10 protein-coding genes are annotated in these 16,999 nt (G+C 62.2%); 3 read left to right on the forward strand and 7 right to left on the reverse strand.

The window, feature by feature from the left end; translation table 11 throughout:
• Window positions 1–8: 8 nt before the first annotated feature.
• Complete coding sequence (gene pbpC / locus ICY20_RS09325; protein ID WP_194937569.1) at window positions 9–2,321, reverse strand: peptidoglycan glycosyltransferase PbpC; 2,313 nt, start codon at window positions 2,319–2,321, stop codon at window positions 9–11.
• 227 nt (window positions 2,322–2,548) lie between these two features.
• Between pbpC and ICY20_RS09330 the strand changes: the two genes are divergently transcribed.
• Window positions 2,549–2,842: a hypothetical protein gene (locus tag ICY20_RS09330; RefSeq protein WP_159962943.1), complete on the forward strand. Its 294-nt coding sequence runs from the start codon at window positions 2,549–2,551 to the stop codon at window positions 2,840–2,842.
• Between the two features lie 122 nt (window positions 2,843–2,964).
• On the opposite strand, the gene ICY20_RS09335 is transcribed toward ICY20_RS09330, so the two are convergent.
• Window positions 2,965–7,860, reverse strand: a complete 4,896-nt coding sequence (locus tag ICY20_RS09335; protein ID WP_194937341.1) for an alpha-2-macroglobulin — start codon at window positions 7,858–7,860, stop codon at window positions 2,965–2,967.
• Window positions 7,861–8,158: 298 nt separating this feature from the next.
• On the opposite strand from ICY20_RS09335, the gene ICY20_RS09340 reads away from it, so the two are divergent.
• On the forward strand, window positions 8,159–9,496 hold the full coding sequence (locus tag ICY20_RS09340; RefSeq protein ID WP_159962941.1) for an MATE family efflux transporter: 1,338 nt from the start codon (window positions 8,159–8,161) through the stop codon (window positions 9,494–9,496).
• Here ICY20_RS09340 and ICY20_RS09345 read toward each other — a convergent pair.
• From ICY20_RS09345 to ICY20_RS09365, 5 genes are all read right to left on the reverse strand, one after another.
• Window positions 9,441–10,334 carry an alpha/beta hydrolase gene (locus ICY20_RS09345; protein WP_159962940.1) on the reverse strand — a complete coding sequence of 298 codons (894 nt, stop codon included), beginning with the start codon at window positions 10,332–10,334 and terminating at the stop codon, window positions 9,441–9,443. The two genes, ICY20_RS09340 and ICY20_RS09345, sit on opposite strands and share 56 nt — an antisense overlap.
• A gap of 100 nt (window positions 10,335–10,434) precedes the next feature.
• Complete coding sequence (gene speA, locus ICY20_RS09350) at window positions 10,435–12,348, reverse strand: arginine decarboxylase (protein ID WP_159962939.1); 1,914 nt, start codon at window positions 12,346–12,348, stop codon at window positions 10,435–10,437.
• 143 nt (window positions 12,349–12,491) lie between these two features.
• Window positions 12,492–12,863: a translation initiation factor Sui1 gene (locus tag ICY20_RS09355; protein WP_043049484.1), complete on the reverse strand. Its 372-nt coding sequence runs from the start codon at window positions 12,861–12,863 to the stop codon at window positions 12,492–12,494.
• Between the two features lie 196 nt (window positions 12,864–13,059).
• Window positions 13,060–13,596: an NUDIX hydrolase gene (locus ICY20_RS09360; RefSeq protein WP_159962938.1), complete on the reverse strand. Its 537-nt coding sequence runs from the start codon at window positions 13,594–13,596 to the stop codon at window positions 13,060–13,062.
• A gap of 2 nt (window positions 13,597–13,598) precedes the next feature.
• Window positions 13,599–14,666, reverse strand: a complete 1,068-nt coding sequence (locus ICY20_RS09365; RefSeq protein ID WP_159962937.1) for a DUF2333 family protein — start codon at window positions 14,664–14,666, stop codon at window positions 13,599–13,601.
• Window positions 14,667–14,966: 300 nt separating this feature from the next.
• On the opposite strand from ICY20_RS09365, the gene ICY20_RS09370 reads away from it, so the two are divergent.
• Complete coding sequence (locus tag ICY20_RS09370) at window positions 14,967–16,637, forward strand: response regulator (protein ID WP_159962936.1); 1,671 nt, start codon at window positions 14,967–14,969, stop codon at window positions 16,635–16,637.
• Window positions 16,638–16,999: the final 362 nt, after the last annotated feature.

Raw genomic sequence — 16,999 nt, forward strand, 5'->3', positions numbered from 1 at the left:
ATGGCGATCTAATCAACAACGCTGAACTCCAGCCTGGCCGTCTGCCCCGCTTCATCCAACACACTCAACTGATACCGCCCCAACCGCTCAAAACTGGCATTGATAAAGTCCTGGTTGGCACTGTCCCCCAACGGCGCACCATTGAGAAACCACCAACGCCGCCCGCTGCCGCCCAAGGCGGAAAGTTTCAGGCGCAGCGCCTGCTCGCTCGCCGCCGGCAACCGCAGTTGATCACCTTCACGCACGCCGACAATCGACAGCGGTGACGACGCCGCCAGCGCCGGCGGCGGGCAATCCGGGTCGGCCGCCGGAATGCGCGCTTCACGGCGTTCGACCCTGGGCAGCCACGGTTCCAATGGCGCAGGCCACACGGCAACGTTTTTGGGCTCGGCGCCGGGGCAGCGGGCGTCCACGCGCAACCCCTTGGCATTGACCCAGATGCTTTCCGTGAGGCCCACGCTCAAGGGCTGATCCAGTGCCTGCAAGGTCGGCGGCGTGGTGTTGTCCAGCGTCCAGGCAAAACGCTGGCGGCGGCAATTGGGGTCGCTGCGGCTCATCGGCTGGCCCAGTGGCCAACAGATCGCCGCCACGCCGACATTCGCCGGCACAGGTTTAACCGGCGCGCTGATACCGCGCTGGCTGTCGCGGTTGGTCAGTACATCATGCACCTGCAACATCAACGGCGCCGCCGACGCTAGGCCGAACTGGCCCGGCACCGGCGTGCCGTCCGGGCGGCCGATCCATACACCGATCAAATAACGCGGCCCCACGCCAATCGCCCAGGCGTCACGAAAGCCGTAGCTGGTGCCGGTTTTCCAGGCCAGTACCGGGCGCTGCACCAGTTCGGCACGCGGGTCGCGATCGGGCCGTGCCTGCCCGCTGAGGATACGCCGCACAATCCAGGCCGCGCCCGGCGACAACATCGGCCGCTCCCTGAGCACGTCGTCTGGCTGCAAACGAATCGTCGCGCTCTTGCCATCGCGGGCGAAGGCGCTGTAGCCGCTCACCAGGTCTTCCAGGCGGCTGCCCGCGCCACCGAGGATCAGCGCCAGATTGGGCTCGGCCAACGCTGGCAACGCCAAGGGCACACCACCAATGCGCATCTGCGCGGCAAAGCGTTTGGGCCCGTAGGCTTCCAGCAACTGCACCGCCGGCAGGTTAAGCGAGCTGGACAGCGCCGTGCTCGCCGGCACTGCGCCGGTAAACCCCATGGAGAAATTGCCCGGCCGGTAATCGCCGTAACGCCGGGGCACGTCCTGCAACAGCGATTCGGAATGGATCAGGCCCTCGTCCAGAGCCATGCCGTACAGGAACGGTTTCAAGGTCGAACCCGGCGAACGCAGCGCGCTGATCATGTCCACATGACCAAAGCGCTTGGCATCGTTGATATCCACCGAGCCGAGGTAGGCGCGCACGGCCATGGTTTCTTCCTCTACCACCAGGATCGCGGCCGATGTGTGTTCCGGCAGGCGTGCGCGCCAGCCCAGCAGCAGGTCTTCGAGGCGGCGTTGCAGGGTGGCATCCAGCGTGGTGCGGATCAGCGGCGGGCTGTCGGCGCGATTCAGGCGGCGCGCCAGCAAGGGTGCCAGGCTCGGCTCCAGGCGGGGGGCGAGCAGCAGCGGTTCTTCCAGCGCCTCATCGACGGCGGCTTGCGGCCATACCTGGAACTCGCCGAGGCGACGCAGCACTTTGTCGCGGGCTTGCTGGGCACGCTGCGGGTGGCGGTCGGGGCGCAGGCGGCTGGGTGCCTGGGGCAACACGGCGAGCAAGGCGGCTTCAGCGTGGGTGAGCTGGGCTGGGGACTTGCCCAGGTAGGCCCAACTGGCCGCTGCTACGCCCTGCAACGTACCGCCGAAGGGCGCGCGGTTCAGGTAGAGGTTGAGGATCTCTTCCTTGGACAAGTGCCATTCCAACTGCGCGGTGCGCCACAGCTGGCGCAACTTGCCGTGGAAGGTGCGTGAATGCGGGTCCAGCAGGCGGGCGACCTGCATCGACAAGGTACTGCCGCCCGACACCACCCGTGCGCCGGTGAGGTTCTGCCAGGTCGCGCGGGCCAGTGCGAGTGGGTTGACGCCGGGGTGCTGATAGAACCAACGGTCTTCGTAGGTGAGCAGCGCGTCGAGGTAGTACGGTGAGACTTCGTGGGTTTGTACCGGGTAGCGCCATACGCCGTTGGCGTCGGCGAAACGCCACAATGGGGTGCCATCCTCGGCCAGGACGACGCGGGCGAGGTCGTCCTGGGGCAAGGGCAAAGGCCAGATGCGGTCGGCGAGCCACAGCAGTGCCACCACCAACGCCACTAATCCCAAGACATAGCGCAGTAGGTGTGGGAGCTGGCTTGCCTGCGATAGCGGTGGGTCAGCCAATGGTGATGTCACTGACCCACCGCTTTCGCGAGCAAGCCCGCTCCCACATTAGACCGAGTACGGCTGTCATTAATGATTAATCGCAAACTCAAACAGTCAAACCTCTATGCTTGTAGGGAACTAGCCTGGCGCAATAACAACCAAAGGCACAGATACGCCCACCTTCTCATCAGGACACACACATGCAGGTAGAAAGCTTTTTCGAATGGTTGGGCCAGGCACTCGGTTCCGTTATCCGGTTTATCGTTGATGGGCTCAGCGGGTTGTTTGGCGCCTTGACCAATGCGGGTGGCAATTTTGTCGAAGGGCTCTCCCGGACGCTGGGCATGGACACGTCGATCATCAGCATCCTGACGTTGATCGTCGGTTTGCTGTTCCTGTATTCGGCGGTGCGCGCGTTTATGCGGGCTTCGATCATCTTCGGGATTATCTGGTTACTGCTTGGGTTGTGGCTGCTGAGCTGGGTCGTGCACTGATTACCTGTGGGAGCGGGCTTGCCCGCGATAGCGGTGTATCAGTCAAAGATGCGTCAACTGACAGATAGCTATCGCAGGCAAGCCAGCTCCCACAGCTTAGAACCGGTTCCCTCAGTCGGATATCAGCGGCCTTTGATCACCAGATCGGCTGGGGTCTCGCCCACCGCCTGCCAGTTCGGCCGGTACATCGACTCCACCTGCGGCGGCGGCACACGGTAAGTGCCCGGCGTCACGGCACGCGCCAAGTACAGCAGGTGCGTGGTGCCGCCCTCATCCAAATTCATCGCCGCCACATAACGGTCATCACGGAACTCCTGGTGCTTGAGGGACGCGTTTTGCATCGACTCGCGCCATTCCTTCACTTGGCTGCTGGCGTTTTCCAGGCTGGCGGCGCTTTGCGCCAGGTTCTGGTTTTCCAGCTCAAGGCCCGCGGGCAGCAAGTCCACTACCAGGGCATCCGGCACACGCTGCTTGGCGTTCACCGCCAAATGCACCAGCACCAGATCACCGCTGTTGAGGCTACGCAGGTTCAGCGGCTGGCCGTTCATACCCAGGTATTCGCGGCGAATGCTCAAGTTATCCCCACGCGCCGGCGGCGGCACTTGTGGATAACCCGAGATCGTCAGTTGCTGGTACACCGGCGCCTCGCCCTGATTGCTCAGGCTGAGGTCGCTGGACAACGCCGTGCCCGCCAGCGCCAGTGTCGACTGTTGGTTATTGAGCTCCTGCACACCGCCACTGCCGGTGAGCGTCACTTGCCAGTTCGCATCCGGCTTGGCAAAGCCCAGGCGCCCGGCCAGGAATAACGAATTACGCTCCTGGGTCGACAAGTACGGGCTGGCCGCCAACTGATCCGACAGTGTGAACAGGCGCTCTTCACGCTTGCCCTTGGCCAGGTCGTTTTCTTCCAGCAAGGCCAGGATCATCGCCTGGTCACGCAGTGGGCTGCCGTAGTCGGCCAGCCATTCATTGGCCTTGCGCTGCGCCGCCAGGCCGGCCATGAGCGCCTGGTCCGCACGCGGTTGGTCGCCCATCTTTTGCAGCGCAATCGCCAGTTGCACCAGCGGCAACCCAGAGCGCGCCTCGCTGCGGCGCTCGAAGAGGCTGCGCAGCGCCCCCAACGGTGCCTGCTGACTACGCGCCAACACCATGCCGGCGTAGGCCTGTACGGCAAAACGGGTGTGGTCGGCGTTGTCGCTGTAATCGACTTCGATCAGGTTGCGTTCCTGCACATAACGCAGCAGGCGTTCGCTGGCCTTTTTCAGGGCCTCAGACGGCACCGCAAACCCCTGGTCGCGGGCGCGCAGCAGGAAGTCGGTGACATAAGCGGTCAGCCAATATTCTTCTTCGCCATCGGCGCCCCACAAACCAAAGCTGCCGTTGTAGCGCTGCATGCCCAGCAGGCGTTCGATGCCGATTTCAATTTTGCGCTTGCGCTCAACGTCCGACTCGCCCTTGATCGACAGGCGCTTGAGCAACGCATCATCGGCATACAGCGACGGGTACAGGCCGCTGGCGGTCTGTTCCAGGCAGCCATAGGGGTAAGCCTTGAGTGCGCTGATCTGCGCGCCGAGGTTCAACGGCGGCCGGCTCGACAGGCTCAGCAGCGCCTCACGCCCCGAGGCGTCGAACTGATCCAGCGCGCCCGCCGGCAAGCTCCATGGCTGGTCCTTGAGCACGGCGCGGTACTGCTTGAGCAACGCCGGGTACGCCGGGCGTACGCCCAGTGTCCATTCGCGGCTGAACGGCGGCAGGTTCTCACCCGGCAAGTCCAGGCCATTGACCGTGACCTTGACCTTGCCCTGCCCCAACCCGCCCCAGGCTTTGACCGGGATGCGCAGGGTGGTGCGCTGGCCCTGTTTGAGCTCGACGGTTTGCGCGCCACCGTTGGCCAATTCCAACTGCCCGTCGGCGCTCAGTTGCACATCGAGTTTTTGCGCCTTGCCCGACAGGTTGGACAGGTCCAGCGCCAAGGTGGTCTGGTCACCACCGGCCAGGAAACGCGGCGCCGACAGCTCGGCGATCAGCGGCGCGGCGATCACCGTCTTGGCTTCGGCCATGCCGTAGCGATCATCGCTCCAGGCCTGGGCCATCAGGCGCAGTTCGCCGTTGAAATCCGGGATGTTGACGCTGACTTCGCCCTCACCCTGCTCATTCAAGGTCACCGGCGCGCTTTGCAGGGCGACGATGGTCACGCTGGTGTCCGGGCGCTTGCCGCCCTTGGCCAGCACCGCGTCACCACCAAAAGCCAGGCTGGCCAAGCGGCCTTGGCCGGCTTCGATCAGTTGGCCGTAGATGTCGAACTGGTCCACGCCGTAGGCCTTGCGGCCAAACAGGCTGGAGTAAGGGTCGGGCGTGGGGTACTCGGTGATATTCAGGATGCCGACGTCCACTGCGGCTACCAGCACATGCACCTGTTTGGGCACGCTGCCATCGGCATTCTTGGCGGCGACTTTCACCGTGAGCGGTTGTTTGGGGCGCATTTTTTCCGGTGCGCTGAGGGTCAGGCCGAGTTTGCGCTGGGTGCGATCCAGCGGCAGATGCAGCAAGCCCACCGCACGTTTGGGGGTGATATTGGCTTTGCGTTCACCGGGGCGAATCACCAGCGCACTCACGTACAAGTCATGGCGCGACCATTTCGGGTCGAGCTTCACGGCGAAGCTTTTACCCTCGGCCGGCACGTCGATTTCCTGCCACCACAGCGGGCCTTCGGCGGATTCCACCAACAGGTAGCCTTTACCGGCAGCCGGCGGGGTGACGGTGACGTTGGCGGTATCGCCGTCGCCATAGGCTGGTTTATCCAGCGCCAGCTTCACCTGGTCGGGGCGTACCGCGCCGCCTTCGGTGTTGTCCTGGGCCTGGTAACCGGCCCAGAAACGCAGGCTGCTGACCAGCCCGGTCTGCGGGTCTTCAACCTCGACGCGATACGGGCCCCACTCCACCTGGAAGCTGACCTTGGCGGTGTCACCGGCCTTGATGTTCAGGGTCTGCTCATCGAGGTTGAGGAATTTCTCGTTGAAGTGGTAGCTCCAGCCATCGTTCTCGGAGTAGTTCCAATAGTAGTCACGGCGCTCGCGCACCAAGCGAACCTTGAGGTTTTGCGCGGCGAGTTTTTGCCCGTCCTGATTGGCCAGCAGCACTTCGAATTCCGCCGGGCCATCGCCATTGGTTTCCTTGCCGTCAAACATCCCGCGCAAGCCCGGCAGTTGCTCTGCCGGCCAGATTGGTTGCACCAGGCGCCGGGTGATCGGCCGCCCGCCCGACTCTTGCAGGCTGGCTTGCACGATCAATTGCAGTGGCGATTTGGCGTCGGCCCATTTGCTTTCCAGGGTCAGCGCTTGCTGGCCCTTGGCGTCGAGCACGCTCTCGTCCAACTCGAAATCCTGGCTCAGTTCTTCTTCGGTGACGGAGCCAAACTGGTAGCCGGGGAGTGACTTGACCGCCTCGCGCAACGGCCGCACATAGACTTGGCCGCTGACGCGATTGCCCGACGCGGGTGCGCCGTAGAGGTAGCGGCCGTTGACCTGAATCACGGGGTTGTCCGACGGGCTCAAAGGCGTGTCGCTGCCCTTGAGTTCCAGCGCCAGGCGCTCGGGCAGGAAGTCTTCGACGAGGAATTCATACAGCTGCGGCTTGCCGTCGCCCAGGTCGAATACCAACTGCCAGCGCCCGGTCGGTGCTTCGCCGGCCAGTTGCAGTTGATATTGATAGAGGCCGGAAGCATCGGCATCCCATACGAACTTGCGGCTCACCTGCTCATCCGGGCGGCGCACTTCGACGCTCACCGGCTGCGGCTTGACGGCGTTGCCATCCTTGTCTCGCAACAGGGCGTTGAGCAGCACGGTTTCGCCGGGGCGATACAGGTCGCGTGGGCCGAACACAAAGAACTGCAACGGGTGGGACAGTTGGCCGCCGATATCGAATTCGGCCAAGTCCAGCGCAACGCTGTCGAGTCGCAGCAGGCTGGTTTGTTCGCCTTGCTTGGCCAGCAACACCTGAGCCTTTTTCGGCAGCGGCAACTCGGCGTGGCCACCGTTCTCGGTCTTGCCTTGGCCGACCACACGGCCGTCGCCGTCAAGCACTTCGAGGTCAACGCCATCCAACGCCTTGCCGCCTTCCAGTGCCTGGGTAAACACATCCAGGCGATTGGCGTAGCGGTGCACCGACAGGCCGATGTCACTCAGGGTGAACAGTGTGGCCGGTTGGGAATAGTTGTAGGTGCCGGACGCACGCATCACGGCCAGGTACACGCCGGGCTGCTGCAATTGCTTGAGGCCGGCGATAGGCAGCAACAAGGTTTCGCGGGTGTTGCGCGCCGGGTTCAGGTCGAAGCGGCCGCCATAGACCAGATCGGCCAGCGGTAGCAGTTCGCGGGACTCATAACTTTGCAGGCTGGTATTGCGGCCCCATTGCGCCAGGAAGGTGGGCAGGGACTCGGGCTTGATGCGGAAGAATTCGACGTCGATCTTGTCGACATTCAGCGCGATCACCGGCAAGCCTTCGGCCAAACGGGTCGGCAGCAAGGTGCCACGGCTGGCGAAGCCGACGGTGGCTTGCAAGTCGCGGGTTTCCAGGCGGGCGATGTACTCGGCGGCAAGCTTGTTGTCGTTGACGGCTTTCACACCGGCATCGACCGTCAGTACCAGTTTGCGCTGCGGCTCCAGGTGGCGCAGGCGCAGTTCCATCAGGTTGTCGGAGATCTCCCAGGCGCCATCGACCTTGCCGGACTTGCTGTCCACCAGGTGGAGCTTGTCGGCGAACTTCTGGTCGGGGTCCAACGGGATGGAAAAACTCACGGAGAGCGTGCTGGCCCCATCGAGCTGCACTTCGGACACGTCCACCACGCTTAACTCACGCCCGGCGTAGCGCTGCTTCAGCGCCGCCACGTCCACCACTGCCTTGGCCGGTTTTGGCGCTGGCGCCACGGTGGGAGTAGGCGGTGCGGTGGGTTTGTCGGAGGAATCGCAGGCGCTCAGCAGGGCCAGCGCGCAGGCCAGGAACAGTCCTTTGTTAAGCATGGGGCACTCGTTGTGAAGGGGGCCGAGGGGATGAACTATATATCAGCCTGAGTGGGGCCGATGTGGTGCTGGTCACATTGACCGACGGAGGGTGGTTTGGTTCTTGAAAGCACATCAGCCAAGCCAAATCCCACAAACAACAGAGATCCAAATGTGGGAGGGGGCTTGCCCCCGATGGCAGTGGGTCAGCCAAATAGTCTGTGACTGACACACCGCTATCGGGGGCAAGCCCCCTCCCACATTGGTCCTGTAGTGTTGCTGAGGGCCAGTTACAATGCTGCTCCCCCAAGGAGCCTTCATGAAATCCCTGCTCACCGACTGGCGCCACCGCCCCACCCACCGCAACGTCTGGGCCCTGGCCGCGCCGATGATCCTGTCGAATATCTCGGTGCCCTTGGTGGCGCTGGTCGACAGCATGGTCATCGGCCACCTGCCCCACGCCCACCAATTGGGCGCCGTGGCCGTGGGCGCCAGCCTGTATACCTTTCTGGCCTGGGCCATGGGTTTCCTGCGCATGGGCTCCACCGGCTTCGCTGCGCAAGCCGCCGGGCGCAATGACGGGGCGGCGCTGCGGCAAATCCTGCTGCAAGGTTTGCTGCTGGCGCTGGGGTTGGCGATGGTGCTCGGCACCGTCGGTATTCCGCTAAGCCATCTGGCTTTGGAGTGGATGCAGCCCTCCCCCGAACTCAATCAACTGACCCAGGACTTTTTCCACACCCGTCTGTTCGGCCTGCCCGCCGCCCTGGCCAGCTACGCGCTGGTGGGCTGGTTCCTCGGCACGCAGAACGCCCGAGCACCGCTGGCGATTTTGTTGACCACCAACTTAGTGAATATCGCCCTGAACCTGTGGTTCGTACTCGGCCTGGATTGGGGCGTGGTCGGGTCGGCAAGAGCCTCCGTGATCGCCGAATGGACCGGCGCCCTGCTGGGCCTGGCCATGACGCAAAAAGCCCTGCGCGCCTACCCCGGCCATATCGCCTGGGCAGCATTGAAGCTTTGGGAGAGCTGGCGCCCGTTGCTGGCGGTGAACCGTGACATCTTCATCCGCAGCCTGGCGCTGCAATCGGTGTTTTTCATGATCACGGTGCAGGGCGCACGCCTGGGCGACGCGACCGTGGCGGCCAATGCGCTGCTGCTCAACGGTTTGTTGCTGACCGCTCACGCGCTGGACGGCTTGGCCCATGCGGTCGAAGCCCTGTGCGGCCACGCCATCGGCGCCCACGACCGCCACGCCTTGCGCCGCTCGCTGGTGGTGGCCGGCGGCTGGTCGTTGATCGCCAGCGTCGGTTTCGCGCTGCTGTTTACCCTCGGCGGGCACCTGTTTATCGCCATGCAGACCGATATCCCCAGCGTGCGCGAAACTGCTGACATCTACCTGCCGTATCTGGCAGTGCTGCCGTTGATTGCGGTGTGGAGTTACTTGCTGGACGGCCTGTTCATCGGCGCCACCCGCGCGCGGGAAATGCGCAACGGCATGCTGCTGACGCTGTTGCTGACACTGCCCATCGCCTGGGCGATGCAAGGCTTGGGCAACCACGGCCTGTGGATCACCTTCCTGCTGTTCATGGCCCTGCGCAGCCTTACGTTGTGGGCGATTGCGTGGCGCTTGAACCGGCAGAATCAGTGGCTTGGATAAACGCCGTCACACGGTCCAAGACCGGTGCAAGCCAGCGTAGCGGCCGGGAGAGGGAGGCCACCAACGTCGCGTGGCTGGTTTTACTGAAGTAGAACGTTTCTACAGGCACACCGGCTGCCCGAAGCGTGCGCGCCAGCCCACCGGTATTGCGCGTGGGGTTGACCAGGTCGTCATCCGTCGAGGCGATCAGCAGCGTTCGCGGTGCCTCGGCACTCACATGGTTGATCGGCTGGGAGTCGGGCGGCGAATCCGGGAAGAAAAACACCGGTCGCACATCCCGGTTCTCAATCGGCAAGAAATCATACGGCCCGGCCAGGCCGATCCAGCCTTTGAAAATCGACGGCGATAAACCGACTGCATTCAGCCAGCGCGCATCCAGCGCGAGCATCGAGGCGTTGTAGGCCCCGGAGCTGTGGCCCATCACATAGAGTTGCTTGGGGTCGGCGCCGTAGTCGGCGATGTGTTGGTGTGTCCAGGCCACCGCTTGGGCGCCGTCCTGGAGAAAGGCGGGGTAACGCACTTGGGGGTAAAGTCGGTAGTCGGCGATGACGACGACGATGCCGCGTGAGGCCAGGGCTTCGCCGACAAAACCGTAATCTTCTTTAGCGCCTGAGTTCCAGCTGCCGCCGTAGAAAAACACCACCACGGGGGCGTGGGCGATGGCAGGCGCAGGGCGGTAGATATCGAGTTTTTGGCGAGGATCATCGCCATAAGCGATAGCCGATGTTTTGCTGAAGGTGCTGGAGGGGGTGAGTGCGTTGAGCACTTTGATGGGGGAGCATGCCGCGAGAAGTGCGGCGAATGCCAGGGTGAAGGCTTGCAGCCATTTGCTCAACATCGTCCAGCCCTCACACGAAAGGTACTACCAGATGAAGATCTAAATGTGGGAGGGGCGGTGCGACTTGCCCCCTCCCACATTGGATTACCGTCAGCTTGAATTACGAGGACAAGTACGAAGACCGCGTCAGCCCCAATCGCAACGCATCCAGGAACTGCGTACGCTCCGAAGCACTGATCTTCGCGCTCGCGCACTTGTCACGGTAATGCGTCATCAACTCTTCCGGCGACAAGTGCACATAACGCAGCATGTCTTCGATAGTGTCATGGGTCTCGATGCCGGCGCTGTACACCGAACCGTCTTCACGCTGGTAGATGTTCACCGAGTCGGTGTCACCGAACAGGTTGTGCATGTCGCCGAGAATTTCCTGGTAGGCACCGACCAGGAAGATGCCCAGCAAGTAGTCTTCACCTTCGTTCAAGGCGTGCACCGGCAGGCTGGTCTCGATGCTCTGCTCGTCGACGTACTGCTTGATCTTGCCGTCGGAGTCGCAGGTCAGGTCTTGCAGCACGGCGCGGCGCAGCGGCTCTTCGTCGAGGCGATGCAGCGGCAAGATCGGCAGTACCTGGCCGATCGCCCAAGTGTCCGGCAGGCTCTGGAACACCGAGAAGTTGCAGATGTACTTGTCGGCCAGCTTGTCGTTGAGTTCGTCCAGCACCTGGCGGTGCGAGCGCTGGCGGGCCTTCAACGAGTTGTGCAGGCGGCGGCACACGGCGAAGTAGCATTGCTCAGCCAGGGCTTTTTCGGCCAGGGTCAGCTTACCGTCGGCGTACTGGGTGGCCACGTCGCTCATGTAGTGAGTGGCGCGCCAGTAGGTTTCGGTAACCATCTCGATGTCGGTCGGGCCGAGCAGGTCCACCAGCCATTGCACGGTTTCGGGCAGGCTTTCCTTGTTTTCGATCAGCGGGATTTCGTCGTTGTGTTTCTCGACATCGGTGACCTGCACCACCAGCATGGCGTGGTGGGCGGTGAGGGAACGGCCGCTTTCGGAGAAGATGTTCGGGTGCGGCAGGCTCTGCGCATCGCAGAATTCCTTGAGCATGCCCACGACCACGCCGGCGTAGTCGTCCATGTCGTAGTTGATGGAGCTGGCGTTACGCGAGTGGGTACCGTCGTAGTCCACACCCAGGCCGCCGCCCACGTCGATGTGGTCGACCGGCAAGCCGAGGTTGCGCAGTTCGCCATAGTAGCGAATGGCTTCCTTGAAGCCGTGCTGGTAGTCGGCCAGGTTGGCAATCTGCGAGCCCATGTGGAAGTGCAGCAGGCGGATGCCCTGGTCCAGGCCGGCGGCGCGGAAGCGCTCGACGACGGACAGCAGTTGCGCGGCCGACAACCCGAACTTGGATTTCTCGCCGCCGGTGTCTGCCCACTTGCTCGACGCCAACGATGACAAACGCACGCGCAAACCAACCTGTGGCTTGACCTTGAGGCTGGCGGCCTCTTCGATCACCAGCTCCACTTCGGATTCTTTCTCGATCACGATAAATACGTTGTGGCCAAGCTTCTGACCCATCAACGCCAGGCGGATGAACTCACGGTCTTTATAACCGTTGCAAACAATGGTGCCGCCCTTCGGCGCCAGGGCCAGTACGGCCAGCAGTTCCGGCTTGGAACCGGCTTCCAGGCCGATTGAAACGTCCTGGGTAGCGATGATGTTCTCGATCACCGCTTCCTGCTGGTTCACCTTGATCGGGTACAGCGCGGTGTACTTGCTCTGGTATTCCAGGCGCTCGATGTTCGCATCGAAGGCGCCGGTCAACTGGCGTACACGGTCTTGCAGAATGTCGGGGAAGCGCACCAGCAGCGGCAACGACAGGCCGCTTTTGCGCAGCTCGTCGACTTGCTCGTACAGGTCGACAGGCGTGCTGTTGGGGCCGTTCGGACGGACTTCTACGCGACCGGCTTCATTGATCGCGAAATACCCGGCCCCCCAATGGCGAATCCCGTAAACACTGCGGCTGTCCGCAACTGTCCATTGGCTGCCATCGTCTTTGCGTGTGCGTCGTACGGACATCGAAGTCCCCTATAAATGAAGTCGAAAACACCGCCCCTATCAGAGGCTGGCGCAGTCTAAAGAATGAAAATGACGATTTGCCTGCGTGCAAGGTAGGACCCCACGCGCAGGACAGAGTTTAGACACAGGTCGGGAAGAGGCTTTCAGCCGCCGGACTTCTTGGCCTTGTACCCGAGCTTGATCAGCTCGGCCAACAGCAACTCGACGTGATCGCCCTGGATCTCGATGACGCCGTCTTTCAACGCGCCACCAGTGCCACAGCGCTTTTTCAGCGTGGTGGCGAGTTCCTTCAGAGCATCCTCGGCCAACGGCACCCCGGTGATGGTGGTCACCGTCTTGCCGCCACGGCCCTTGCTCTCGCGTCGCACGCGGGCAATACCGTCGCCTTCAGGGATCAGGGTCTGTTTGCAGATGCACGCGTCCACGGGCTGACGACAGTCCGGGCAGTGTCGACCTGCGTCGGTGGAAAATACCAGGCCACCAAGGGCGGCGAAGGATGCGGCTTTTTTGGCCACCGGCAATCCTCTTGGGAGGACAAAGACTGATCGGCACCCGCCAAGGGGAACACCGACCGCGAAGCCCCACTCAGGCAGGGGCAGCGCTACCGAACCGCCCTACTCCTAATAGCAGGATGGCTCGGGTGAAAAGTCGCGCAGTGTAACGGCAAAAAGCCGACTTGCTAAGGGCCAAATGGCGCCAATTTATGCAGCTTTAGCGACGCGAGGCGAGATAGCGACGAAGGCCCTCTTGGGCATCCGGGCAGTAGGGCTTTTGCTCAGCGTCCTGCAGGACGGTTTCGATGGGTAAAAATCGTGCTTCCATGACCTCTTCGGGCTGCAAACGTAGAGGCCCGTCCCACACGGCAGAGTAGGACGTGCACCACAGCCGGCTGTCGCCATCCTCAAAGTAGAAATGGTCATGTTCGACCAACTCCACCCCGCCCACACCAAGCTCCTCTTGCAGCTCGCGGGCCGCCGAATCGGCGTAACTCTCCCCCGCTGCCACCATGCCACCGGCCGCCGTGTCCCAAAAACCAGGGTACATGGCTTTGCTCAGGGTGCGCCGATGCACACACAGCTCACCGGCCGAGTTGAACAGGAAGATAAAGGTGCAACGACCAATCAGGCCGCGCTGGCGCAAATCGGAGCGGACAAGGGCACCGAGCAGGTTGTCCTGCTCGTCGACCCAGCAAATCAGCTCGGCGTCGGAGGCCGCACGGTGGGCGGCCTCCTTTTGAGTGGCGTCCATCATCAACCCTGGTTGAGCAGTTGACGCAAATCGATCACGGCCGCGTTGGCCCGGGAAATGTAGTTGGCCATGACCAGCGAGTGGTTGGCCAATACGCCAAAGCCGCTGCCGTTGAGGATCATCGGGCTCCATACCGGCTCTTGCGAGGCTTCCAGCTCACGAATGATCTGACGCACGCTGACGGTGGCGTTCTTCTTGGCCAGTACGTCGGCAAAGTCGACTTCGATGGCGCGCAGCAAGTGGGACAAGGCCCAGGCCTGGCCACGGGCTTCGTAGAACACGTTGTCGATCTGCATCCATGGGGTTTCCACCACTTCTTCATCAACCTGCGGCACTTCACCTGGCGCCAGGGCTTCGGTTTTCAGTGCGGTGTTCAGTTTCACCCGGCCCACACTGGCCGACAGGCGTTGCGACAGCGAACCCAAGCGGGTGGCGACATCGCCCAGCCAGTTGTTGAGGTTGTCGGCACGGGCATAGAACAGCGCGCCGCGCTGGTTCGGGTCGGACAAGCGCGCTTCATAGCGGCTCAGGGAGTTGATGCCCTCTTGGTATTCCGACTCACTGGACGGCAGCACCCAGCTCTTGTTGTCAAAGTTGAAGCGCGGCTCGGCCTTGGCCAAGTCAGCGTCTTCAGCCGACTGCGACTGGGAGCGGGCGAAGTCTTTACGCAGGGCACGGGTCAGGTCACGCACCTGCACCAGCACGCCGTATTCCCAGCTCGGCATGTTGTCCATCCACAGGCCCGGAGGGAAACGGTCGTTGGAAATGTAGCCACCGGGTTTGTTCAGCAAGGTGCCGACCACGGTCTTGAGGGTTTCGACAGTGGTGAAACCCACCACCATCTGCTTGCCGTCTTTTTCGGCGGCAATCTGCGCATTTTGCTGGACCGGGAACAGCGCCGGCTCTTCGCTCCAGTACCAACCCAGGGCACCAGTGACCAACAGGTACAAGCACAACACACTGAGCAAGGCTTTGCTCATCAGCAAGCTGCGAACGTAGCCGCGGTTGGCCGACTTGGGCTCAGGGGCGGGGCCTTTGGCACTGCCTGCACGGTTTTTCCAGTCCAGCATGGCGATATCCTTTCAATCACTTGAGTTCATGCACTTGAATTGATGGCGTGCGTTCAAACACTCCGACCACAACCCTACCCCATCGTGCCGCCAGTGCGAGGCTTTTATAACGAAACTGGCACGACAGCGAGGTTGGACTATAAAGGATGCACGTTTTTTGCGCTGCGCGACCACTGGGTCAATAACTGAATTTCACACAGATGCAGTTTATTGACGTACGACACTCATCCTATGGATAAGAGGTGCTAGCATAGAGCCATCAGTTCGACCTCAGCATGCAGCCTAACTAGTAGTCAGGATATGACCGAGCCAGAAGACCCCAGCCGTGAGCGTCTCAAGCACCATTTTGCCCAGCGGGTAATTCATCAGGCACGTCAAATTCTTGAGATCTGGCAGCGCCTGCAACGTAGCGAATGGTCCACCGCTGACCTCTCTGAACTCAGCGAAGCCAACCTGCGCCTGCTGCGCTTTGCCGAGCGCTTCGAGCAACCGGAGCACGGCCAGTTGGCGCGCCATATCGGCGAGTCACTCAAGCAGGTGGACGAAAATCGCGGCCGCCTCAGCAGCCAGTTGATTACCGAGCTCAATCGTTTGATGCAGCGCTTGTCGCGTACCGGCCTGCGCCAAGGCGACCAGCTGGAACAAACCTTCCTGCCGCCAATGCGCAAGCCGATCTACGTGATGCTCGCCGACCATGAGCGCGCCGAACGCCTGGCCAAGCAGTTGGAATTCTTTGGCATGAGCGCCCAGTCCCTGGACAGCGTAGCCGCGTTTCGCGCCTCAATGGCCGAGCGCCTGCCATCGGCGATTGTGATGGACGTGGACTTCTGCGGCGCAGGCCTGGGCCTCAAGCTCGCTGCCGAAGCCCAGGAAGGTCTGGAGCAAAAGCTGCCGCTGCTGTTTTTCAGCCTGCATGAAACCGATACCCCCACCCGCCTGGCCGCCGTGCGCGCCGGGGGTCAGGAATTTCTCACCGGTACGCTGGAAGCCTCAAGCCTGCTGGAAAAGATCGAAGTGCTCACCTGCGTCGCCCAGTACGAACCCTATAAAGTACTGATCATCGACGACTCGCGGGCCCAGGCGTTGCACACCGAGCGGTTGCTCAACAGTGCCGGCATCGTCACGCGCACCTTGATCGAGCCGATCCAGGCCATGGCCGAGCTGGCAGACTTCCAGCCCGACCTGATCATCCTCGACATGTATATGCCCGCCTGCACCGGCACTGAACTGGCCAAGGTGATTCGCCACAACGATCGTTATGTCAGCGTGCCGATCATCTACCTGTCGGCCGAAGACGACCTGGACAAGCAACTGGACGCCATGAGCGAAGGCGGCGACGACTTCCTCACCAAGCCGATCAAGCCACGCCACCTGATTACCACCGTGCGCAACCGCGCCGCCCGCGCCCGCCACCTCAAGGCTCGGATGGTGCGCGACAGTCTGACCGGCCTGTACAACCACACCCATATCCTGCAATTGCTCGAAGACTGTAGCTTCCGCGCCCGCCGCGAAAACAAGCCGCTGAGCTTTGCCATGCTCGACATCGACCACTTCAAGCGGGTCAATGACAGCCACGGCCACCCCATGGGCGACCGAGTGATTAAAAGCCTGGCGCTGTTTCTCAAGCAGCGGTTGCGCAAAACCGACTTCATCGGGCGCTACGGCGGCGAAGAGTTCGCCATCGTGATGCCCGACACCGACCTGGAATCGGCCTGCAAAGTATTGGATGAGATTCGTGGGCGCTTTGCCGAGATCCACTACCCCGCCCAGCCGCAGGACTTGTGGTGCACCTTCAGCGCGGGGCTGGTGGAGCTGCGCGACGGCTCCGACAGCCTGATGATGGCCGCCCAGGCCGACGAGGCGCTGTACCGCGCCAAGGATGCCGGGCGCAACCGCGTGCAAGCTGCGCACGCATCAAAGCAAAGTGCCATCTTTTCACCAGAATCCACTGATTCGGTCATAACCTTGTAACGAAAACGCAATAACTTCAGGCACTTATCTTTTGTCGTCGGTTGAAACCACGCATGCGCCTGAAGCTGCTGACCAATCTCAACACCCTTCTTCTCGTCGCCGTGTGCCTGGCCCTCGGGGCCACGCTCTGGTGGTCGCAACGGGCGCTGGAACGGCCTTATCTGCTGATGGAGCGCTACCTGGGCCTGTCGCAGACCTTTCAGAACCAGGCGGCACGCAATATCGACGACTACCTGGCGAGCGGGGACGCCTTGCGCTTGAGCAGCGCCAGCCAGAGCCTGGAAAGCTTGTTACAACACCTGGATGAACTGCCTGCTGATCTGGCGCAAAACCTGCGCCCGAGCCTGACGGACCTAGACTCG

This window comes from Pseudomonas pisciculturae (assembly GCF_015461805.1).
GTDB lineage: Bacteria > Pseudomonadota > Gammaproteobacteria > Pseudomonadales > Pseudomonadaceae > Aquipseudomonas > Aquipseudomonas pisciculturae.